Raw genomic sequence first — 21712 nt, forward strand, 5'->3', positions numbered from 1 at the left:
ATGATAGTGCATAAGTTTGGTGGGAGTAGCCTTGCTACTGCAGAAAAAATAAAAAATGTTTCTAATATTATAAACTGTAAATATGAGGCTGTAGTAGTTTCAGCTTCAGCAAAAACTACAAGAAATCTACAAAAAACTATAGATCAAGCTACAATAGCTCAAGATTATAGTGAAACTTTAGAGCAAATTTATGAGCATCATAATGAGATTATCAAGCAATTACTTCCAAATGACGAAGTTTTAAGAGCTTTGATTGTTACAGATTTAGCTAATATCAAACATATTTTAAGTACTATCACTATTACAGGTTTTTGTGCTGATAGCTTAAGATTTTTTATTTTAGGGTTTGGTGAAATTTGGTCGGCTAGGATTCTAACAGCTTATTTGAAGTCTAAGGGGAAAAAGGCAGCTTTTATAGATGCATCAGAGTGTTTGATTGTCAATGATCGTAGCTACCCTGTAACAGTTGATTGGCAACAAAGTCTAGAAAAGTTAGAAATTATCAAAAATGATAATCCAGCAGATGTGTATGTCATAACAGGATTTATCGCCCAGAATAAATATGGTAAAAGAACTATTCTTGGTTTGAATTGTAGTGACTATTCAGCAGCTATTTTTGCAAAATTATTACAAGCTAATAAGCTGTATATATGGACAGATGTTGCCGGTGTTTATAGTGCTAATCCACAAGTTGTACCAGAAGCAAAGCCTTTAAGTCAACTGACATATAAAGAAGCTCTTGAGCTTGCATACTTTGGGGCATCTGTAGTACATCCGCTTACAATAGCACCTATGGCTTTAGATAGGACACCAATATATATAAAAAGTAGCTATACTCCTGATGAGGTTGGTACAAAAATCAGCTCTGATAAGGATGAAAATCAAGGAATCATTAAGGGTCTAACAAGCGTCTCAGATGTTGCGATTGTGCGTGTGCAAGGTGCTGGTATGATAGGAGTATCAGGTATATCATTTAAGGTTTTTGGCGCACTAGAAAAAGCTAATGTTTCAGTGATGATGATATCTCAAGCAAGTTCTGAATACTCGATATGTTTTGCTATAGATAGTCTTGATGCTGATAAAGCAACAGAGGCACTTAGACAAGAATTTGCTAATGAAATAAAAAATAACCTAATAGAAGAAATAATTGTCCATAAGCACTATTCACTAATTACAGCAGTTGGTGAAGGTATGAAGTCTAAGACTGGTTCGTTAGCAAAATTAGTAAACTCACTTAAATTAGCAAATATAAATATACATGCTATTGCTCAAGGATCATCAGAAAGAAGTGTAACATTTGCTGTAAAAGCAGAAGATGAGGCTCGAGGAGTACAAGCAATGCATCGTCATTATAATTCTGTCAGTGATGATATCGCAATTGCTGTTGTTGGTGCTGGAAATATCGGTAAGGCATTTATTAGGCAGATTAAGCAAACTTATGAGAAATGGTATGCAAAAGGCATTAATTTAGTATTAGTTGGAGCTACTAATTCAAAATATATGCGCGTTTCTTATGAGAATTTATTATTTGAAAATATCGATAATTTGCTTAAAGAGAATACAGAACAAGTTAATCTAGAGAGGTTAGCTGAGTTTATGTCACATGCTTCAGCTACCAAAAAAATTGTGATTGATGCTACGGCAAGTGAAAATGTTTCGAAAAATTATAGTAATTTCTTAAAGAATGGAATAAGTGTAATTACTCCTAATAAATGTTTCGAAAAATTATAGTAATTTCTTAAAGAATGGAATAAGTGTAATTACTCCTAATAAATATGCAAATTCAGGAAACTATGAGTTCTATCAAGAGCTTAGAAAGGTAGCTAAGCAGAATGGTACTAGTTTCTTATATGAAACAAACGTTTGTGCTGGTCTTCCTCTTATAGTTACATTACAAAATATGGTTCAAAGCGGTGATCATGTTAGCACTATAAAAGGAATTTTCTCAGGAACTTTAAGCTATTTGTTTACTCAGTTAAATAATGGTGTGATTTTCTCAGATGCAGTGAAGATGGCTTATGATGCTGGGTATACAGAGCCAGATCCAAGACAGGATTTATCAGGTATGGATGTGGCGAGAAAGACAGTGATCTTAGCTAGAGAGATAGGTCTAAATATAGGTTTGAATGACTTGGTTATCGAAAATTTAGTACCTGAAGAGTTGCGTGAATGCAGTGTAGAAGAGTTTTTTGCAAAACTTCCAGCATTTAACGAGCAAATAATGCAACAGATTGCAGACAAAAAGAAAAATCTTGCTGGGGTGCATTATGTTGGATCTATCGTTAATGGTGTGGCAAATGTAGGTATTCAAGCTTATGATGAATCTAGTCCTTTTGCAAATGTGAAAGGTACTGATAATATCGTAATGATAAATACAGATAGATATACTCAACCTATGGTTATCCAAGGAGCTGGTGCTGGTGTTGAGGTAACAGCAGCGGGTGTATATGCTGATGTTATAACTGTGATAAGAGAAAGGAAGTCATGAAATTAGCTAATATTAAATCAGCCAAGGCATTTGCTCCAGCAACTAGTGCAAATTTTGCAGTTGGTTATGATTTACTTGGTTTTGCTATTGATGGAGTTGGTGACACTGTAGAGCTTATCAAAAGAGATGATACTGAGTTGGTTATCAAGCAAATTAGTGGTGCTACCGGTGCAGATAAATTACCTTTTGATAGTGATAAAAATGTTGCTACAGCTGTAATCAAAAAATTTCTAGCAGATATGGATATCAAAATAGGATTCGATGTTTATATACAAAAAGGTATAACTTTAGGTTCTGGTATGGGTGGTTCAGCAGCTTCTTCAGTTGCTGCACTAGTCGCGATGAATGCTTTTTTTGAAACACCATATAGTTATGATGATTTGATTGACTATGCTATCTATGGCGAGAGTTTGATATCAGGATCATTTCACGGCGATAATGCTGTGCCATGTATGTTTGGTGGACTAGTATTATTACAAAGTTCAAAACCATGTAAAAAAATAGATTTACCAATAGTTGATTGTAATGTGGTTATAGTTTGTCCTGATCTTTCAATCGAGACAAAAAAAGCCCGTGAACTTCTTAAAGAGCCTTATGATTTATCTACAATAGTTGAGCATAGTGCATGCTTAGCAGCTACAATAAGCGCTTTATACACACAAGATATTGAATTATTAGGTCAGAGTTTAAAAGACATTTTAATTGAACCAAGAAGATCTAAATTAATCACAGGATTTTATGATGTACAGAAAGCTGCTTATGATTCAGGTGCAATAGCTTGTGGGATATCAGGATCAGGTCCGACAATGTTTGCTCTTGTAAAAAAACAAGATGATGCAAATATTGTTGCTAAAGCAATGCAAGATAAGTTTAAAGAATTTAACCTTAAGTCGGATAGTTGGATAAGTGCTATGAGTGACAAAGGTGCATATATACTAGAGAAAAAATAATAAAGGTAAGACATGAATTTTATTAGTACAAGAGATAAAAATATCAAAGTTTCATTGAGTGAGGCAATGCAGTCTGGATTAGCTCCAGATGGAGGATTATTTGTACCTGAGAGATTTCCAACGGTTGATTGGCAGAATTTTGCTAAAGATATTAGCTATGCTGAATTTGCTGCAAATACTTTGAGAGAGTTCTTCAAAGGAGATCAGCTTGAAGCTTCTTTAGATAAGATTTGTAGTAATGCTTTTACATTTGATGTGCCAGTTAGGCGTTTGGATAAAACCACATCTATTTTAGAGCTTTTTCATGGACCAACTTTATCTTTTAAGGATTTTGGTGCGAGATTTTTAGCAAATTGTTTAAGCTCTATCGATAGTGAGAAGCCATTTACAATTTTAGTGGCAACCTCTGGCGATACAGGTTCTGCAGTAGCAGCAGCTTTTCATGGTAAGGGTAATATTCGTGTTATAGTAATGTTTCCTAAGGGTAAGATCTCTAAAAGACAAGAAAAGCAAATAACTTGCTGGGGAGATAATATCCAAGCTGTTGAGGTTGAAGGGGTTTTTGATGATTGTCAGACTCTTGTAAAAGAAGCTTTTAAGACACCTTGGTGGACAGATAGAACTAAGCTAAATACATCAAATAGTATCAATATTGGTAGATTACTACCGCAATCTACTTATTATGCTTATACATCGTGGCAGCATTATTTACATACTGGTAAAAAAGCAAACTACATCGTTCCATCAGGTAATATTGGTAATATTACAGCTGCTTTTTGGGCTAAGCAAATGGGCTTTCCAATTGATGAGATATCGATGAGTCTAAATGCTAATGACACTATTGTTGACTATCTGGAGTCTGGAAAGTTTAATCCTAAAGCAAGTGTTGAGACACTAGCTAATGCTATGGATGTGGGTAATCCTAGTAATTTTGAAAGACTATTATACTTGCTAGGGAATTATGAAAATTTCAAAGCTAATGTTAAAGCTGTATGTGTTTCTGATTTTGAAATCATAGAAGAAATAAAACAAGTTTATCGTCAATATAATGAAGTTATTTGCCCACACACTGCGACAGGCTTTGTAGCTAAAAATCAGCTTGATGCAAATAAGGATTATATAATCGTAGCGACTGCTCATCCTGCTAAGTTTGAAAGTGTAATTGAGCCGGTATTAGATATACAAGTACCGCCTACACCAGCATTACAGAAATTACTAGACAAAGAGCAACATAAAGTAGCGATAAATAAGTCTATGGATGAGCTTTGTGAAGTTTATACAAAAGCTTTTGAATAAAAGCAATCTTGAAATATAGCTACAAGTCAAATTTATATAAATTAGTATCCATTTAATGTCGTAACTTGCATAATTTCACCATTCTTTGAGATTTTTATATAGTTACCATCTTTGAACCAGTCGCCAAGTACGTATCTAGTATAATTATCAGCCACATGTATAGCCATTTTATGCGTATGACCATGAATAACAATATCACAGTTGTTACGATATTTTTCGATACCTTTATTAGTTACATCAACATTCGGATTCTTGCGATTTTTTACATAGCTTGCTTGGCGGACATTCTTTGCTGTATATTCTCTTATGAATAAGGGTAATCTTCTAAAAATAAATCTCAGAATAGGATTATATGCAATCCATTTTCTATAAGTTTGGTAACTTTTATCATCTGTACAAAATAGATCTCCATGCGAGAAAAGTATTTTTTGATTAGATATATCTATATAGTACGGATCTTTAATTAGAGTCACGCCACTTTGTTTAGCAAATTTTCTGCCAATCAAAAAATCACGATTTCCATACATGAAAAATATTTCTAAACCTTTATCTGAAGCTTCTTTTAGCCAATTTGTGATTTTATGATAAAAGTCATCTCTATGGTTATCACCTATCCAATAATCAAAAAAGTCACCAAGTATGAAAAGTTGGTTTTGTGTAGATGTAATACTATCTAAAAACTTTTTAAAAAGATCAGCCATCTCAGCATGGTTAGCATTTAGATGAAGATCTGAAATTAGATAAATATCTTTGTTATGAGCCATATTTTTGACGGTACTGTTTAAATTTGTTGATCATTGTTTCATCAAGGTTCTCTTTGACGTACTCAAAAATACTTTCAAAGTTTGTCACCGCTAGAACTGGGATGTTGAAATCTTGAGATATTTTCTTAGTTGCTGAAATATCGCTATCTTTAGCTTTTTCTTGTCGATCTATAGATAGTACAACACCAGCTATTTCAGCATTAATAGTTTTTAGCTTGTTGTATGATTCATAAAACGCTGTACCTGCAGTCATCACATCATCTATGAGCAATACTTTTTTATTTGTCATATCAGCACCAACAAACACACCACCTTCACCATGCTCTTTTGCTTCTTTACGATCAAAAGCGTAAGGCATATCTATATTATACTTCAGAGCTAGTACAGTAGAGATAGCTGCAACTAGAGGAATCCCTTTATATGCTGGTCCAAAAAGGATATCGTACTTGACATCGCTTTTGGTAATCAGTTGAGCGTAATAATCGGCAAGTGTTGCAAGTTGAGCACCTGTGTTAAATAATCCCGCATTAAAAAAATATGGACTAATGCGTCCTGATTTAAGAGTAAATTCACCAAATTTAAGTACCTGATTCTTAAGGGCAAACTCTATAAACATATATTATTCCTAATATATCCAAACTTGCTATAAATTATAGATAATAACTTTAGTAATACCAAGTAAATATAGTTTAAGATAGAGGATCTATTAATATATTTAACTTCAATAAGCTGATATAATTTAGCCACTTCGTCAAAAGTTTTAGAAAGTTCTTTAATGTCAAAACATATTCATATTTTAGGTATCTGTGGTACTTTTATGGGCTCTTTAGCGGTATTAGCTAAACAAAAGGGATATAAAGTAACAGGTTCGGATCTTAATGTCTATCCACCAATGAGTACTTATCTTGAGTCTCAAGGTATAGAAATTTTACAAGGATTTGATTGTGATCAACTAGATACAAATCCTGATGAAATTATTATTGGTAATATCATGAAAAGAGGTATGCCAATAATAGAGAAAATACTTACACAAAAATTAAACTACTTCTCGGGACCTGAATGGCTATATCAGAATATTCTTAAGTATAAAAAAGTAATTGCAATAGCTGGTACACATGGTAAAACTACAACCACTACAATGACTATAAAAATACTAGAGCAAGCTGGACTTAATCCTAGCTTTTTGGTTGGTGGGGTTAGTAGTGATTTTGGGGTTTCATCACGTTACACAGATTCTGAGTATTTTGTCATTGAGGCTGATGAGTATGATACAGCTTTTTTTGATAAACGTTCAAAATTGATCCATTATGATCCAAGTATTTTTGTAATTAATAATATTGAGTTTGATCATGCTGATATTTTCAAAGATATTGACGCAATATTTTGGCAATTTCATCAACTACTTAGAAAAATGCCATCGACAGCAAAGATTATTTATAATGACAAAGATGAGAATGTTCAAAAAATAATATCGATGGGATGTTGGTCAGAATTAGTTAGAGTAAACTCTAATACTGGTATCTGTATAACCAAGCACACATTAGATTACTCAAAGTTTGAGTTAAGAGATATTAATGGAAATAGTATTGAAATATCATGGGGCTTAATAGGTGAGCATAATGCGCTTAATGCAATGAGTGCCTATGCGGTAGCAAAACAACTAAATATATCTGATGAAGTAGTAAAAGACGCTTTAGAGAGTTTTAAAGGAGTTAAAAGACGTTTAGAAGTATTATCTCATCAAAGTAATGTTACTTTGTATGATGATTTTGCTCATCATCCAACTTCTATTAAGTTAACTTTAGAAGCTGTGCGCAATAAAGCTAAAGATGCTTATGTAATAGCCCTTATAGATCCACGCTCAAACACAATGCGCCAAGGCGACAATAAAGATAATTTGCCGATGTCAATTATCGAGGCTGATAGAGTATTGTTGTATAATCATAGTTTATTAAAATGGGATGCTAAAGAAGTTCTCAAAAATAGTAGCAATGTTGATTTTATAGCTAATATTGATGATTTTGTTGATTGTATGGATGAATTATTAACTAAGTACCAAGATAGAAATATCCAGCTTGTGATGATGAGTAATGGCTCATTTGATGGATTAAGAGAAAAGTTAGTTAAGCTTTTGGAGACTAAATGAGTAGTTTAATTTATGGTATCCATGCTGTTGATAGTTTAGTAGAAGCTAATCAAGCAAAAGAAATATTGGTATTTAAAAAGACAAATGCTAATCATAAGATTGAAAGTATTATCTCTAAAGCTGAATCAAAAGGTTTAAAAGTTACTTATATTGATAGTTTTAAGCAACTTCCAGAGCGAATCAGAAAAGATGCGAATCATCAAAATATCTTTGCGATAGAGATAAATGATTTTAAAACATATTCTGAGAATGATATTGAAAATTTAATTCCTCAGGATAAAAATGCTTTTATTTTAATATTAGATAATGTCCAAGATCCTCATAATTTTGGTGCGTGTATACGTAGCGCACACTCTGCAGGTATTGATTTTATAATTGTCCCTAAAGATAATAGCGCACCAGTAAATGCAACGGTTAAAAAAGTTGCTTGCGGTGCCGCAGAGCATACAAAGATTGTAGTTGTCACTAACCTTGCTAGAGCAATCGAAAAGCTCAAACAATTAGGGATATGGATTATTGGTTTAGCAGGTGAAGCTAATGATAGTTTATATTCGATGAATCTAGCGGATTCTGTAGCAATAGTTGCTGGTGCAGAAGGTAGTGGTATGCGTCAGCGCACAAAAGCTAGTTGTGATTTTCTTGCTAAATTACCAATGTTCGGTGAAGTTTCTAGCTTAAATGTTTCTGTTGCTACAGGAATAGCATTATATGAAACAGTAAGACAAAGGACAAATACTATTTAATTGCTTGTTGATTAAAGCCTTATTACTGAATATTTATCTTGTGGTTTGTTATATAACCTAAGTTTGACATGAGAGAGTTAATATTATTTAAATTTTGGAAGTGTAAACTAAAATATAGTTAGAGCATGTTTTGATACTTTCCAAATAAGTGTGTAAATTCTTAATTAACCTGCTATATTATTTCTGACTATATGCATTTTTATGTATCGCCCTATTACTAATCTTAATGATGAGTCATTAAGAAAAGCAAGAATTGCCTTATGTATGGCAACTGTCAAATAGCAACTAACTTACTAGGAATTTCTATTCCTAAGAGAATGTAATAAATAAAAATCTAACCCGAAATAAATACTGCTTTCTCTGTATACCATATATCTTATCTCATTGTTATAGCAATACCTCCATTATAGTTATTACCTCCACTAGTTGTACTCATCGAAACAGTACCTCTATAAGGACCATGTCCCGCGGAAATACCGCAAAGTATTTCAATAGCACCACCGTATGTTGTGCCTATTGGTGCTCCACTTACCCTATGCCCTGTCTTTGTCAATATAGTTACAGCACATATATGTGAGTCTGCAAAATCACCAGTTAAAGTATAGTTAAATGCAGTAGCATTATTATTTGGAATATCAATAAATCCTTTGATATTAGCTGTATCTACTTTAATGATATAATTATTTGTAACACCAATAGCTTCCAAAATCAAACTTAAATCCATACCTCTACTACACGCTGAAACACCTACTATCAACAAAAGACCACTAATAATTTTTAATATTTTTTTCATTTTATATATTCCTTTTTAATTTAAAAAAATATTTATCAGAGAAGAATTTACACAAACCGCCAACAAACTTCAACATAAAATTAAAACTCTTAAAAATAGATTAATAGTTGGATTGGTCTATTTTATTTTCAAAAAATAGTAATATGTTATATAAGTTATTTTAATTTTACCGCTTTATTTTTTCATGATAGTATCAATCAAATTTTAATTATTTTTAATATAAATTTAAAAATATAAAAGGAGAATAGTAAAATGAAAAAAATATTTAAAATTTCAAGTAGTTTACTGCTATTAGCTGGTATTTCAGCATGTAGTAGTAGTGATATGGATTTGCAGTTAACAGCTACACCTAATGGTGCTCCATTTAGTTCAACAATTCAAGCGAATATAGTTGACATCAAAGGATTTATTGGAGTTCCGAATGATAATGCTACTCCATTTAATTACACAGTAACAGGTGATTTTATAGATTTAAATAAATGTGAGGTACTTATATTGACAAGCACAGGTGCTCTGATGAATGGAACATCAAAAGGTACAACATATAATGGTCGGATCGTTATAGATTGTGGAATTACTGGCGCGCCTGGACCTTACAGTGGTACTGTCTCGATGAGTGCAAGTAGCGGTGGTAACAACTATAGTGGTAGTATTCCGCTTACAATCAGTTAAAATATGTAAGCTATAAAAATAGAGTATTCATTATAAGTTAAATTTTATCTTTTACATTCTCTCAGGAATAGAAATTCCTAATAAGTTAGTTGCTATTGTCATTGCTTTGACAGTTGCCATACATAAGGCAATTCTTGCTTTTCTTAATGACTCATCATTAAGATTAGTAATAGGGCAATTAACATAGAATTTGTTAAAATTGTTAGCTAATGAATACGCATACTCGCAAATATGATGTGGTTGTGAATTTTCATAAGCTCGCTGTATGGCAATAGGGAACTGTATTAATTGTAGCTGAAGTTTTTCTTCGTGTTCATTGTGAGCATTTATAACCTTATAATCTTTTGTTAGGGATCCTATATCATAGTTTTCACCAAATATTTTTCTTAGAATTGATTTGGCTCTAACTGCGGTGTATAAAAGATAAGGACCCGTTTTACCTTCATGTTGCGCAAACTTTTCTAAATCAAAGATATAGTCATTAGCATAGTTGTTGACTAGGTCACCGAATTTAATTGTTGCCATAGCTATCTGATTGATAATATTATCATTATTCTCATCAGGCATTCTCTTTTTAGCATATTCTTTTGCTTGAGAAATTAGATCTGCTAAATGCATAACACCACCTTCACGAGTTTTAAAAGGACGTCCATCTTTACCATTGACTGTGCCAAAAGCTACGTGTTTAAGTTTGCATTTTTCGCTGACAATTTTTGTCCTCTCTGCAACACTGAATACTTGTTTAAAATGAAGCGACTGTCTTTTGTCAACTACATAGATTATTTCATCTGGATCAAGATCCTTACTACGCTGCCATAATGTAGCTAGGTCTGTAGTGCCATACATGATACCGCCATCTTTTTTAATAACTATAAGTGGAGGTATTCCATCCTTATTTGTATCTATGACCCAAGCACCTTGATCTTCATAGATAAAATTATTAGCTTTAAAGTAACTAATCATCTCATCGACAAATTTATTGGCATCACTTTCACCTAGCCATAGATCAAAATGTACATCTAGATTATCAAAATCTTTTTTAACAGCATCAATAGAAATTTTTACAAAATGTTGCCAAAGAGCAACATAACCTCTGCGACCTTGTTGTAATTCAAAAGTTGCTAATCTAGCTTTTTCCATTTCATCTATATCAGATTTACATCTTTTTGAAGCGCGTGGATAAATTTCAGCTAATTCTTGGACAGTTACTGGCGATTCAGCAGGATACTCACCAGTATAATTTTCATCAAAGTACACAAGCTCAGGAGACTCTAGCTTTATTTCTTCTATAAGCATACCCATTTGTGTACCCCAATCACCTAGATGTACATCAGAGACAGCAGTATCATTGTAGAAACGGTGGATTCTTTGTAAAGCATCACCTAAAAGTGCAGATCTGATATGACCGACATGCATTGGTTTAGCAACATTAGGACCTCCAAAGTCAAGAACTACTTTTCTACTTTGCGAGTTATTTTGTGCGCCGAACTTAGTTGAATTTAAAAATTTATTTGTAATAGTAGCTAAGAGTTTTGGTGCTAAAGTTATATTGATAAAACCTGGCTTAGCAACTTCTAATTTAGCAAAAATGTCCTCAGCATCAATATGCTCTATTATCTCTTCGGCAATCACAAATGGAGGTTTTTTGGCAAATTTAGCTAAAGGCATAGCCGCATTACATTGGAAGTGTCCAACATCCTCACGAGTCGAGGTTACAACTTTAGCAAAGCTTTCTGCATAACCTAGTTTTTTGAACACTTTTGCAAAAATTTCTGATAAATGATTTTCTATATTCATTAAAATAGCCCAATTGTCTTGTTACATCTAGAGTTTAAATTAGAATGGAAATATTTTTCAAATATAGATATAATATCACGGTTATTTTAAAAAACTCAATAAATTAAGGCTCTCGAAGATCAAATATGTTAAAGGGGATTTATAAGTATCTACTGATGTGTTTTGGCACTGTATTGCTTACAGTGCAAGGAAATGCTGCGCGGATAATGAGCAATAACCCTATTAAAGAAGATTGGCAATGTAAAGTTGTTGATGGTGAGTGGAATTGTAAACGGGCGAAGAAGCCAAAGAGTGTTTTTAGTAAAGAGCTTACCACTGCTCAGAAAGAAAAGGCTCTTGCTGATGATCTAGCTTGGGTTAAGAAACCATCATATTTTGTTGGTGGATACTATAGTAATGATAGTCAGTTTACCAAAGCGCTATGCGAGTCTAAAAAGACAGATCTTAGTTATGAGAAGTCTGAGTTTGACAATGATGGTACATTAATAGCATCTGGGAATGTTCAGGTGCTTCAGTGTGATCAGGAATTGTATGGTAATAATGCGATAATAAATTTAAATAGTGATAATAGCGCTATAAGATCATTGGTGATGGCTGGAGATGTTATCGTTAAGCAACCATCAACGGGTATAGTTATTCGTACCACAGAGTTGGATGCGGATATGAACGATGGTACTTATAGTACTGGCGAAGCTTATTTCAGATTGGCGCGTGAGATGCCAAAAACTAGAATATATGATAAAGAACATTTTAGTGGTTACTTACGTGGATATGCTAAAACATTCAAGAAAGAGTCATCAGGAGATATAATACTTTCTGATGGATATATTACTTCGGGTGATCCGTATGATAATGCTTGGAAAATTACTGGTAATAATATAGATATTGATACCAACACTCATATGGCGTATGTCAAAAATGGTTATTTTGAGATTCAAGATATTCCAGTAATGTACATACCATATTTTTCACATCCAATAGATGATAGAAGAAGATCTGGTTTCTTATCCCCAGGTTTTGTACAAAATGCTAATTCTGGTTGGGGAGTATCTGTACCTTATTATTTTAACCTTGCGCCTAATTATGATCTGATGTTACAAAGTGTGATATGGTCTCAAAGAGGTATTATGGAAAATGGTACTTTCCGTTACATGACTAAATATTTTCAAGGCCAGTTTGAGGGCTCATTAGTTCCTTATGATTTTCAAACGAAAAAAATGCGCGGCTCTTTTACTTTATCAACTACAGGTCAGTATGAAAATATAAATACAAATTTTAAGTATGAATACGTTAGCGACCAAAATTATTACAATGATTTCTCAGCAGGAAATGTTAATTTAGTTACTAAGACATTACTTGATAGAGAATTCGATCTAACCTATACTAATGACTATGTTGATTCTGGATTGACAGTATTAGACTATGGTGTAGTAAATCCTCTGTTAACTGTTGATAATACTCCTTATGCTAAGCTTCCAGAGGTTAAAGTAAATCTTACATCAGATGGCTATACGCCAGATTATGTGACTTTAAGTGCTCAAACTCTTAATACGTTTTTTTATAAATCTGCTGGGCCTGCTAATACTAATCCTGGTGCTCCTCAAGGAACGAACGTTAATGCATTTAGAGCATATGAATCCCCTAAAATAAAGTTCAATCTTAATCAAACATGGGGGTATTTAAATCCTTCACTAGAAGTGCCTATTCGTTATTATCAGTTAAATACTAAACCTACGGATACAATACAATTTGCTAATAGTAATGTTACTAGCGTATTGCCAATATTTAATATCGATGCTGGTGCATATTTTGATAAAGATTATACTAATGAAAACGGGACATATACATCAACCTTACATCCTAGACTCTTCTATACTTATATACCATACCAAGATCAAACAGATATACCACTATTTGATACAAGTTTACAAAATGAGCAATACATGCAGATGTTTCAAGTAAATAGATTTACTGGTTATGACAGAATTAATAATGCTAATCAGTTAACATATGCATTAGAGGCTTCTACAACAAGAAATGATGATGGTACTACTTTAGCTTCTGCAAAAATTGGTCAGATGGCTTATTTTGCTGATAGGAAGGTTAATTTGTGCCAAGGAAATTCTGCGTGTCCAAATCCAGGCTTAATGGATGCTTTTTCAACAGATACTTTCTCACCAATTATGTCATCTTTTGAATTTCAGGTGATGAAAAATATTTACCTTTCAGCTCAAGTAAACTATAGAGTTAAGCAAGAAAACGTCGACTATCAAGTCTATCAATTATCATATAAAGATGAGAATGAAAATATCTTTAATGTTTCGTATAACAATATTGCAAATAACTGGAACTCATTAACTCAGCAACAAATAATTGATGGCGAAAAGCCCCAACCACAAGAAACTATTACTCTTTCTACAGTGTTAAATATTACTGATCATTGGGGTATTGCAGCGCTATGGAACTACAATTTTCAGCAGAAACAAATTGCAAATATGTTTGCAGGTATACAGTATAATGCTAAATCTTGGGCTGTTAGGGCATTATGGCAGAAGACTGCGTATACCAACCAAGATCCTAATAATCCAACACTACTTGGTCCACTAGTTAATACCTATATGTTTGAGTTTGAACTAAAAGGTCTTGGAGGAGTTGGAAACACTAGTGATATATCTTCGCGTCTACAACAAATAAATGGTTACCAAGTAGGGGAGTGGGGAGACGGTATATAATGAAGAAGCTGATAACAATCTTTTTTTTGATGCTAATGTTAACTAGTGCTTATTCAGATATCTCTTCATCTATGTTTCAAAATGCTTTTAACTCGGGTATTGATGCAACATCTCCGGTATCAATGAATGTATCAGATAAAAAATATCTTGTGAATAAGACAGTAGCGATAGTAAATAGTAAACCAATTACATCTTTTGAGTTAGATCAAGAGGTGGCTAAGTTAGAAGCAATGCAACCAAATTCAACATTTAATGCTGATCCTCTACAACTAAAAAGACAAGCCTTACAAGATTTGATATCTCAAAGCGTTTTACTACAGCTTGCAGAGCGTAATAATATTACAATATCTAATCAACAACTAGATAGTGCCATACAAGATATTGCTGCAAAAAATGGTGTTTCAGTAGAGTCTTTAAAACTTAATATCGAAGCAGCTGGGATGTCTTTTGATAGTTATAAAAAAAGAATAAGAGATCAGTTGATGATAAGTCAACTGCAACAGCAAGCTATAGCTCAACAAGTATATGTCTCACCTGAAGAAATACAAAAGTATATTAAAAAACATCAAAAACAATTTGATAGAGAAATGGCGCCTGTAAAGTTATATACACTTAAAAATCTAATTGTAGCTTTGCCAGACTCTAAAAAAGCACGCCAGAAAAAAATAGATTTGTTTAAAAAACTAGCTCTTGTAGTTAATGATGGTAATATTGATTTTTCTGAAATTGTCAAACAATTTTCCCAGGCACCAAATGCAGTTTCTGGAGGTATAGTTAGCCAACAAGTTAAATTTGATTCAATACCTGATATATATAAAAAATATATCAAAGAACTTAAAAATCATCAAGTATCACAACCATTTATAGTCAATCATACACTTCAAATGATATATATCGATAACATTGATGAAAAAGCACCGATATTAAGTAAAAAAGTAACAAAATATTATGTTTATGCAATAGAAATTAAACTTGATGGTAGTATGACTGAGGAAGGTGCAAAGAGTTCTCTTGAAAGAGCAAAACTTGCTATTGAGAGTGGTCAACAATTTACTAAAGTTGCGATGAAATATAATCAAGATTATGATCATCCAAATGGTAATTTTAGATGGGTATCAGAGCTTGATAGTCCACCATCATTACCACCTGCTGCGTTTGCGCAACTTAAGCAATTAAAAGAAAATGAATTATCAGAGCCTTTTCAAGCTGATGGTAGAACTTGGATGATTATCAAATATACCAAAACTAAAGAATATGATGCTGCTGAGCAGCTTAAAGAACAAAAAGCTCTAGAGGCAATATTTTCTGAAAAAGCTCAAGAAATTTATAAAACTTGGCTAACATCGATGAAAGACGATGCATATATCGAAATACTTGAAGATGATTTAAAAACACCTGAACTTTACTAAAATGCAATATAAGACAAAAGCAAAGAAATCACTAGGACAAAATTTTCTCCAAGATGAAAATATAATTCGTAAGATTGTTCAGCTAGCTAATATAAAAAAAGATGATATGGTTGTCGAGATTGGACCAGGATTAGGTGCTCTGACAAGATATTTGCTTTCTAGTAGTAATAATGTCAGCGTTATTGAGTTTGATGCGAGCGTTATAGATACGCTAATAACAAATTGCCAAAAATATGGAACTCCACGTATATATAATCAAGACTTTTTAAAATTTGATATTTCTTCTCTAGAGAATTTATCAAATCAAAAAATAAAATTAATAGGTAATCTCCCTTATAACATATCTTCACCAATTCTTTTTAAGGTAATCAAAGACAGTGATAAAATAGTTGATGCACATTTTATGCTACAAAAAGAAGTTGTTGAAAGAATAGTTTCTTTACCTAATAGTAAATCATATGGAAGGTTATCAGTGATATTACAGTATCATTTTGATTGTAGTATGATTTTAAAGATTCCACCAGAAGTTTTTTATCCACAACCTAAGGTTGATTCAGCTATTCTACGTCTTAAGCCTAAAAATAATAAAGCATTACTAAAAAACTATGATTTTTTTGGAGAAATTGTCAAACAAAGCTTTGCGCAACGTAGAAAAACTTTGCATAATAACTTAAAGTATATGTTAAAAGAGCGAAAAATTGATCCGAACACACTTCCTGTAGATACTAATCTTAGAGCAGAGAATTTAAGTGTTGGAGATTTTGTCAGCTTAGCAAACTTTTTAAGTTAAGGCATAGTAAAATGGCTACATATGTTATCGGTGACGTACAAGGCTGTTACGATGAGCTACAGTTATTACTACAAAAGATAGATTTTGATGTACAAAAAGACAGACTTGTTTTTGCTGGAGATATTATCAATAAAGGTCCTAAATCTCTTGAAACTATTAATTTTATAATGTCTTTGGGAGATTCTGCGCAGGTTATCTTAGGGAATCATGAGATATTGTTTTTAGCGGTTAGTTATAATTATTTACCGTCAAGTAATAAAAACACTTTTAATGATATTATTAAAGCAGAAAATCTAAAAGAGATCCAAGACTGGTTGTGCAATCAAAACCTCTTGATAAGAATTGATGATATTTTCATAACTCATGCAGGAATTCCACATATTTGGTCACCTAAAAAAGCGATGAAAAGAGCAAATGAAGTTGAGTTTGTGTTAAAAAACCAAACAACTCGAAGACTTTTATTAGCAAATCTTTTTAATAACGAGGTTGATAAATGGGATAAAGAGCTAGAGGGGATTGAAAGATGGTTGTGCATTCTTAATTATTTTACACGAATGAGAAGTATTGATAAAAATGGTCGTTTGAATCTTAAATTTAGTTCAACTATCGATCAGATACCTGAGAACTTTAAACCATGGTTTAAATTAAAACATAAGAAATTTGTGGATAAATATAAGATAATCTTTGGGCATTGGGCAGCTATCAAAGGTGAGACAAAAGATAGTAATGTAATAGCTTTAGACACAGGATGTGTATTTGGTGGTAAGCTTAGTTGCTATTGTATTGAGACAGAAAAAAAATATGCAGTCAAAGCACTTAAAAGCTATAAGGATATTTAGAATATGGATATTTTAGTTATAAATGGACCAAATCTTAATTTATTGGGTATTAGACAACCGAAGTTTTATGGTCATAAAACTTTAGCTGATATTAATGATAATTTATTAGAAATTGCTCAAAAAAATAACGTAAGTATAGACTTCTATCAGAGTAATCATGAGGGGCAAATAGTTGACAAAATACAGCAGACCGTTGCGAAAGTTATCATTATAAATCCAGCAGCTTTCACACATACAAGTGTGGCAATAAGAGATGCTTTTTTAGCTATAAATAAGCCTTTTATTGAAATACATTTGTCTAATATATATAATAGGGAAGAATTTAGGACTAAATCGTTTCTATCAGATATAGCTTATGGATGTATATTTGGGTTTGGGCCAAATGGTTACACATTAGCTTTAATAGAAGCAATAAATTATATAAATATGAAAGGAGAGTAGAAAAAATGGATTTACTAAAAGCGATTGATAGAGTGGCTGAAATTCTTAACTCAAGTGATATAAAGGAAATCAGAGTTAAAGATGGTGGTTCAAGCATCTTTATGACAAAAAATAATACAGCAACTATTACAAGTGTAGTTTCTGCAGCACCAGTGGCTAATAATGTTGCTCCAGCAGCAACTACTAGTACTGCAATAACAGCTCCTAAAGCTCCAGCAGAAGCTGCGGCTGATGAGATACATGGTGAGGAAATTAAGTCTCCGATGGTAGGGACTTTCTATGGTGCATCTTCACCAGATGCTGCTCCTTATGTTAAAGAAGGTCAAGAAGTTAAAAAAGGTGATGTATTATGTATCATCGAAGCGATGAAAATCATGAATAAGATTGAAGCAGAAAGAGCGGGTAAAATTATCAAAGTCATAGCTAAAGATGGTGAGCCTGTTCAGTTTGATCAACCTTTATTTATTATTGAATAATAAGCAATAAGTGACAATTAAAATAGAGACTTCAGGTATAAACTTTTTAAAAGGTAATACAAAATGATTAAAAAAGTACTGATTGCCAATAGAGGTGAAATAGCTCTTAGAATTTTAAGAGCTTGTAGAGAGTTGGGAATTAAGACAGTTGCTGTGTATTCTACAGCTGATGCTAACCTTATGCATGTCAAGCTAGCTGATGAAGCAGTATGTATAGGTCCTCCTGCTCCTAATCTTAGTTATCTAAATATTCAAGCTATTATAACTGCCGCTGAAATTACTAATGCTGATGCGATACATCCAGGTTATGGTTTCTTATCAGAAAATGCAAAATTTGCTAAGGCTGTTGAGGAAAGTGGCTTTATATTTATCGGTCCGCGTGCAGAGAGCATAGAGATTATGGGCGATAAAGTTGAAGCTATCAAATACATGAAAAAAGCTGGTGTTCCATGCGTACCAGGCTCAGGTGGTCCATTAGGCAGTGATGAAAAGAAAAACCTAGAAATTGCTGATAAAATTGGCTATCCAGTTATCATTAAAGCTGCTGGTGGCGGTGGTGGTCGCGGAATGAGTATCGTTAGAAAGAAAGAGGATCTTATTAGTGCTATTTCTCTAACAAAGAGTGAAGCAAGAATAGCTTTCAATAACGATATGGTTTATATGGAAAAATTCTTAGAAAACCCTCGCCACATTGAAATTCAAGTTTTTGGTGATGGTGAAGGTAATGCCGTATATCTATTTGAGAGAGATTGCTCTACTCAAAGAAGACACCAAAAAGTTATTGAAGAAGCTCCAGCGATTGGTCTTTCTGATGAGGAAAGAAAGCGTATTGGTGAGCAGTGTGTTAGCGCATGTAAGATACTAAAATATCGTGGTGCTGGTACTTTTGAATTCCTATATGAGAATGGTGAATTCTATTTTATTGAGATGAATACTAGAATTCAGGTAGAGCACCCTGTTACTGAGTCAATAACTTCTACAGATCTTATCAAGGAGCAAATCAGAGTTGCTAACGGTGAAGGTCTAAGTTGGAAGCAAGAAGATATTGCTATAGTGGGTCATGCAATTGAGTGTAGAATAAACGCGGAAGATCCTGAAAGAATGATTCCTTCACCTGGTAAGATCGATATGTATCATCCGCCAGCAGGACCTAGAGTGCGTGTGGACTCACATATATACTCAGGTTATGTTGTTCCGCCAAATTATGACTCAATGATAGCTAAAGTTATCGTACGTGGACATAATAGAGAAACAGCATTACAGAAAATGCGTGCAGCTTTAGAAGAAATGGTGATTAATGGTATTAAGACAAACATACCTCTTCATCAAGAAATTCTAAATAATGAAGATTTTATTAAGGGTGGAACTAATATCCATTTCTTAGAGAAATTCTTAGAACAAAAAAACAAAGCTAAATAACTAAATCTATCTTTATATATATCTGCATTTAATTTTTAGCTTTTTTCTTATATAATTTTGACTATTGTTGTTAAATAACTAGTTAATTAGTAAAATTATGCATAGTTTTCAATCTTTTCTTAAAAGTGTTAGAGATTCTCGGGAGCTTAAACGAGAAACTATCGCTGATGCTATTAATCTATCAGTAGAGACTATACAACTTATAGAAGAAGCTGACAATGATGAATTATTATTAAACTCTAGTAGTGTACTTAAGAATCAAATTAGAAGATATTGTGAATATCTAGAGATCCCTGAGAAAAAAATAGTATCGATACTTAATAAAATTGATATCCTTTATTATAAGAAATCACGTTATGGCAAACTAAAGTTTTTTGATTATATTAATAGATTTGCGATACTGATAATAACAGTAACTATAATTGTTTTAGTAATTCAACACATTAGAAACAATATAGATACTGTAACTCCAGAAAATTCAAAAGCTGCTATCATATATACTCCAATAAATTATGATATTGATAATCCTGAGCAACAGCAGCCATCTGTAGCATCTTCAAATACTAATAATTTGAAGGCGAGTGATGATACAAATCTTATTGATGATACAACTTCTAGTAAAGCTAGTCAGCTAACAGCAGCTACAGCAATTAACGCTCCTGCTATAGATACTTCGGCAGTTGCTTCAAAAACATTAGTAGCTCATCCACCAACTATTGCAAATATCAATAATGTCGTGATTGATGATAAAACTAATGAAACTGATGAAACAGCACCACAGCAATCAGAATGATTAAGATAAAAATATAAAATTTTATAAATATACCTAAGTTGTCAAATGAACCTTTTAAACAATATACTCTTAAGAGTTGAGAACTATTCCACTACATATATACTTTTGATTGACTTTGTTATATGTTTGGTTTTTAGCGTTATTATATCTTTACTAGGAAGCCTTTTAGTAATTAAGCATAAAGATACAATTAGATATTCATTCGTGAAATCATTTAAACTAACCCTTTATTTGGTTATTTGGTCGTATTTTATAAAAACTTGTGTTGACTTACCTGTTATAGTTCATCTGCCTGATTATAAAGAAGTTATAGTATCGTATTCGGATAAAATTTTTGATTTTTGTATTTATTTAGCAATTATTATTAGTTTATTTAGATTTTTATATAAAAGTAAAAATATCGTTATCGAAAAGAAAAAAGCTCAAACAAAAGATGGCTATGATGATTTTAGGGATATTAATGCTATATTTAAAGCTTTAGAGCTTGGAGCTATAGTAGTTTCAGTTATATTGATTTTAGCAGCTTTTCGTGTACCTCTTACTGCTTTAGGAGCTTTCAGTGGAGTAGCTTTGGCTGGTTTAACTCTTTCACAAAGTACTCTTCTTACAAACTTATTTGGTGGTTTGTTTGTAGTATTTAATCGTAAATATTCTGAGGGTGATATTATTTCTTCAGAGATAAATTCAACGATTAAATTTAGTGGTACTATCAAAAAAATTGGTACCTTAACTACTAGAGTTGATAATTCTGAAACAGCACCAATGCATATTCCAAACTCGGTATTTCTTAATACTTGTATAACAACAACATCACGTCGAACTCATAGACGTATAGTACAGTTTATAACTATTGATTATAAATATATTGATAAAATCCCTGTTATCAAACAAAAAATTTTAGAAATACTTAAGTCACATCCAAATATTGATCAAAATAAAACTTTAGCTGTCTCATTAGCATCAGGAGGTACCAATATTTCTGGTAAGCTAGAGGGAAGTTTTGGTAGTAGTGGTATTAATATACAAATTTATGCGATGGTTAATAAAGTTTTCTTTAGTGATTTTATCAATGTTCAGGATGAAATTTTTATAAATATTGCCAAAGAATTAAATGATTTAGATATAGATTTTGCGATAAATCCAGTTACGTTACATAAGTATTAG

18 protein-coding genes and 2 pseudogenes are annotated in these 21712 nt (G+C 32.5%); 16 read left to right on the forward strand and 4 right to left on the reverse strand.

From position 1 onward, the window contains the following. The 3 genes and pseudogenes from FSC454_RS02460 to thrC all read left to right on the forward strand — a co-directional run bounded on the left by FSC454_RS02460 (position 1) and on the right by thrC (position 4734). A pseudogene (locus tag FSC454_RS02460) lies at positions 1-2488 on the forward strand (aspartate kinase). Beyond that, positions 2485-3438: a homoserine kinase gene (locus FSC454_RS02465; protein WP_066044845.1), complete on the forward strand. Its 954-nt coding sequence runs from the start codon at positions 2485-2487 to the stop codon at positions 3436-3438. The pseudogene FSC454_RS02460 and the gene FSC454_RS02465 overlap by 4 nt, the downstream one beginning before the upstream one ends. A gap of 12 nt (positions 3439-3450) precedes the next feature. Next, positions 3451-4734, forward strand: coding sequence for a threonine synthase (thrC, locus tag FSC454_RS02470; protein WP_066044847.1), 1284 nt, complete (start codon positions 3451-3453; stop codon positions 4732-4734). Positions 4735-4775: 41 nt separating this feature from the next. Here thrC and FSC454_RS02475 read toward each other — a convergent pair whose 3' ends face one another. Further along, positions 4776-5498 carry a UDP-2,3-diacylglucosamine diphosphatase gene (locus FSC454_RS02475; RefSeq protein ID WP_066044849.1) on the reverse strand — a complete coding sequence of 241 codons (723 nt, stop codon included), beginning with the start codon at positions 5496-5498 and terminating at the stop codon, positions 4776-4778. Continuing rightward, complete coding sequence (pyrE, locus tag FSC454_RS02480; RefSeq protein ID WP_066044851.1) at positions 5488-6114, reverse strand: orotate phosphoribosyltransferase; 627 nt, start codon at positions 6112-6114, stop codon at positions 5488-5490. The genes FSC454_RS02475 and pyrE overlap by 11 nt, the downstream gene beginning before the upstream one ends. A gap of 159 nt (positions 6115-6273) precedes the next feature. Between pyrE and mpl the strand changes: the two genes are divergently transcribed. From mpl to FSC454_RS09925, 3 genes and pseudogenes are all read left to right on the forward strand, one after another. Beyond that, a complete protein-coding gene (gene mpl, locus FSC454_RS02485; RefSeq protein ID WP_066044853.1) occupies positions 6274-7644 on the forward strand; it encodes a UDP-N-acetylmuramate:L-alanyl-gamma-D-glutamyl-meso-diaminopimelate ligase in 1371 nt (456 codons plus the stop codon). After that, positions 7641-8387 carry a 23S rRNA (guanosine(2251)-2'-O)-methyltransferase RlmB gene (rlmB, locus tag FSC454_RS02490; protein ID WP_066044855.1) on the forward strand — a complete coding sequence of 249 codons (747 nt, stop codon included), beginning with the start codon at positions 7641-7643 and terminating at the stop codon, positions 8385-8387. The genes mpl and rlmB overlap by 4 nt, the downstream gene beginning before the upstream one ends. A gap of 210 nt (positions 8388-8597) precedes the next feature. Then, positions 8598-8710: pseudogene (locus FSC454_RS09925) on the forward strand (DALR anticodon-binding domain-containing protein); the annotation flags it as partial. Between the two features lie 53 nt (positions 8711-8763). On the opposite strand, the gene FSC454_RS02495 reads toward FSC454_RS09925, so the two are convergent. Next, positions 8764-9180, reverse strand: coding sequence for a hypothetical protein (locus FSC454_RS02495; protein WP_066044857.1), 417 nt, complete (start codon positions 9178-9180; stop codon positions 8764-8766). Positions 9181-9432: 252 nt separating this feature from the next. Here FSC454_RS02495 and FSC454_RS02500 point away from each other — a divergent pair, with 252 nt between their 5' ends. Then, a complete protein-coding gene (locus tag FSC454_RS02500; RefSeq protein ID WP_066044858.1) occupies positions 9433-9852 on the forward strand; it encodes a hypothetical protein in 420 nt (139 codons plus the stop codon). A 51-nt stretch (positions 9853-9903) separates the two neighbouring features. Here the strand turns inward: FSC454_RS02500 and argS are convergent, their stop codons facing one another. Beyond that, entirely contained in the window at positions 9904-11649 is a 1746-nt protein-coding gene (argS, locus tag FSC454_RS02505) for an arginine--tRNA ligase (protein ID WP_066044860.1), read from the reverse strand. 125 nt (positions 11650-11774) lie between these two features. Here argS and FSC454_RS02510 point away from each other — a divergent pair, with 125 nt between their 5' ends. From FSC454_RS02510 to FSC454_RS02550, 9 genes are all read left to right on the forward strand, one after another. Further along, positions 11775-14381: an LPS-assembly protein LptD gene (locus FSC454_RS02510; protein WP_066044862.1), complete on the forward strand. Its 2607-nt coding sequence runs from the start codon at positions 11775-11777 to the stop codon at positions 14379-14381. Next, positions 14381-15790 carry a SurA N-terminal domain-containing protein gene (locus tag FSC454_RS02515; protein WP_066044864.1) on the forward strand — a complete coding sequence of 470 codons (1410 nt, stop codon included), beginning with the start codon at positions 14381-14383 and terminating at the stop codon, positions 15788-15790. Before FSC454_RS02510 ends, FSC454_RS02515 begins: the two co-directional genes overlap by 1 nt. 1 nt (position 15791) lies before the next feature. Continuing rightward, on the forward strand, positions 15792-16580 hold the full coding sequence (gene rsmA / locus FSC454_RS02520) for a 16S rRNA (adenine(1518)-N(6)/adenine(1519)-N(6))-dimethyltransferase RsmA (protein WP_066044866.1): 789 nt from the start codon (positions 15792-15794) through the stop codon (positions 16578-16580). Positions 16581-16591: 11 nt separating this feature from the next. After that, on the forward strand, positions 16592-17419 hold the full coding sequence (locus tag FSC454_RS02525) for a symmetrical bis(5'-nucleosyl)-tetraphosphatase (protein ID WP_066044868.1): 828 nt from the start codon (positions 16592-16594) through the stop codon (positions 17417-17419). Between the two features lie 3 nt (positions 17420-17422). Next, entirely contained in the window at positions 17423-17860 is a 438-nt protein-coding gene (gene aroQ, locus FSC454_RS02530) for a type II 3-dehydroquinate dehydratase (RefSeq protein WP_066044870.1), read from the forward strand. Positions 17861-17865: 5 nt separating this feature from the next. After that, entirely contained in the window at positions 17866-18336 is a 471-nt protein-coding gene (accB, locus tag FSC454_RS02535; protein ID WP_066044872.1) for an acetyl-CoA carboxylase biotin carboxyl carrier protein, read from the forward strand. Positions 18337-18399: 63 nt separating this feature from the next. After that, on the forward strand, positions 18400-19755 hold the full coding sequence (gene accC / locus FSC454_RS02540) for an acetyl-CoA carboxylase biotin carboxylase subunit (protein ID WP_003033338.1): 1356 nt from the start codon (positions 18400-18402) through the stop codon (positions 19753-19755). A gap of 97 nt (positions 19756-19852) precedes the next feature. Continuing rightward, positions 19853-20548 carry a helix-turn-helix domain-containing protein gene (locus FSC454_RS02545; RefSeq protein ID WP_066044874.1) on the forward strand — a complete coding sequence of 232 codons (696 nt, stop codon included), beginning with the start codon at positions 19853-19855 and terminating at the stop codon, positions 20546-20548. 45 nt (positions 20549-20593) lie between these two features. Next, positions 20594-21712: a mechanosensitive ion channel family protein gene (locus FSC454_RS02550; protein ID WP_066044876.1), complete on the forward strand. Its 1119-nt coding sequence runs from the start codon at positions 20594-20596 to the stop codon at positions 21710-21712.

Source organism: Francisella hispaniensis FSC454, from assembly GCF_001885235.1.
GTDB classification, from domain to species: domain Bacteria; phylum Pseudomonadota; class Gammaproteobacteria; order Francisellales; family Francisellaceae; genus Francisella; species Francisella hispaniensis.

Bases quoted from the DNA above. Each gene is read 5' to 3' on its own strand.
- FSC454_RS02545 (WP_066044874.1), top strand. From the start codon at position 19,853: ATGCATAGTTTTCAATCTTTTCTTAAAAGTGTTAGAGATTCTCGGGAG.
- pyrE (WP_066044851.1), bottom strand. From the start codon at position 6,114: ATGTTTATAGAGTTTGCCCTTAAGAATCAGGTACTTAAATTTGGTGAA.
- accC (WP_003033338.1), top strand. From the start codon at position 18,400: ATGATTAAAAAAGTACTGATTGCCAATAGAGGTGAAATAGCTCTTAGA.
- rlmB (WP_066044855.1), top strand. From the start codon at position 7,641: ATGAGTAGTTTAATTTATGGTATCCATGCTGTTGATAGTTTAGTAGAA.
- FSC454_RS02475 (WP_066044849.1), bottom strand. From the start codon at position 5,498: ATGGCTCATAACAAAGATATTTATCTAATTTCAGATCTTCATCTAAAT.
- aroQ (WP_066044870.1), top strand. From the start codon at position 17,423: ATGGATATTTTAGTTATAAATGGACCAAATCTTAATTTATTGGGTATT.
- argS (WP_066044860.1), bottom strand. From the start codon at position 11,649: ATGAATATAGAAAATCATTTATCAGAAATTTTTGCAAAAGTGTTCAAA.
- accB (WP_066044872.1), top strand. From the start codon at position 17,866: ATGGATTTACTAAAAGCGATTGATAGAGTGGCTGAAATTCTTAACTCA.
- mpl (WP_066044853.1), top strand. From the start codon at position 6,274: ATGTCAAAACATATTCATATTTTAGGTATCTGTGGTACTTTTATGGGC.
- FSC454_RS02510 (WP_066044862.1), top strand. From the start codon at position 11,775: ATGTTAAAGGGGATTTATAAGTATCTACTGATGTGTTTTGGCACTGTA.
- FSC454_RS02465 (WP_066044845.1), top strand. From the start codon at position 2,485: ATGAAATTAGCTAATATTAAATCAGCCAAGGCATTTGCTCCAGCAACT.
- FSC454_RS02550 (WP_066044876.1), top strand. From the start codon at position 20,594: ATGAACCTTTTAAACAATATACTCTTAAGAGTTGAGAACTATTCCACT.
- FSC454_RS02495 (WP_066044857.1), bottom strand. From the start codon at position 9,180: ATGAAAAAAATATTAAAAATTATTAGTGGTCTTTTGTTGATAGTAGGT.
- thrC (WP_066044847.1), top strand. From the start codon at position 3,451: ATGAATTTTATTAGTACAAGAGATAAAAATATCAAAGTTTCATTGAGT.
- rsmA (WP_066044866.1), top strand. From the start codon at position 15,792: ATGCAATATAAGACAAAAGCAAAGAAATCACTAGGACAAAATTTTCTC.
- FSC454_RS02500 (WP_066044858.1), top strand. From the start codon at position 9,433: ATGAAAAAAATATTTAAAATTTCAAGTAGTTTACTGCTATTAGCTGGT.
- FSC454_RS02525 (WP_066044868.1), top strand. From the start codon at position 16,592: ATGGCTACATATGTTATCGGTGACGTACAAGGCTGTTACGATGAGCTA.
- FSC454_RS02515 (WP_066044864.1), top strand. From the start codon at position 14,381: ATGAAGAAGCTGATAACAATCTTTTTTTTGATGCTAATGTTAACTAGT.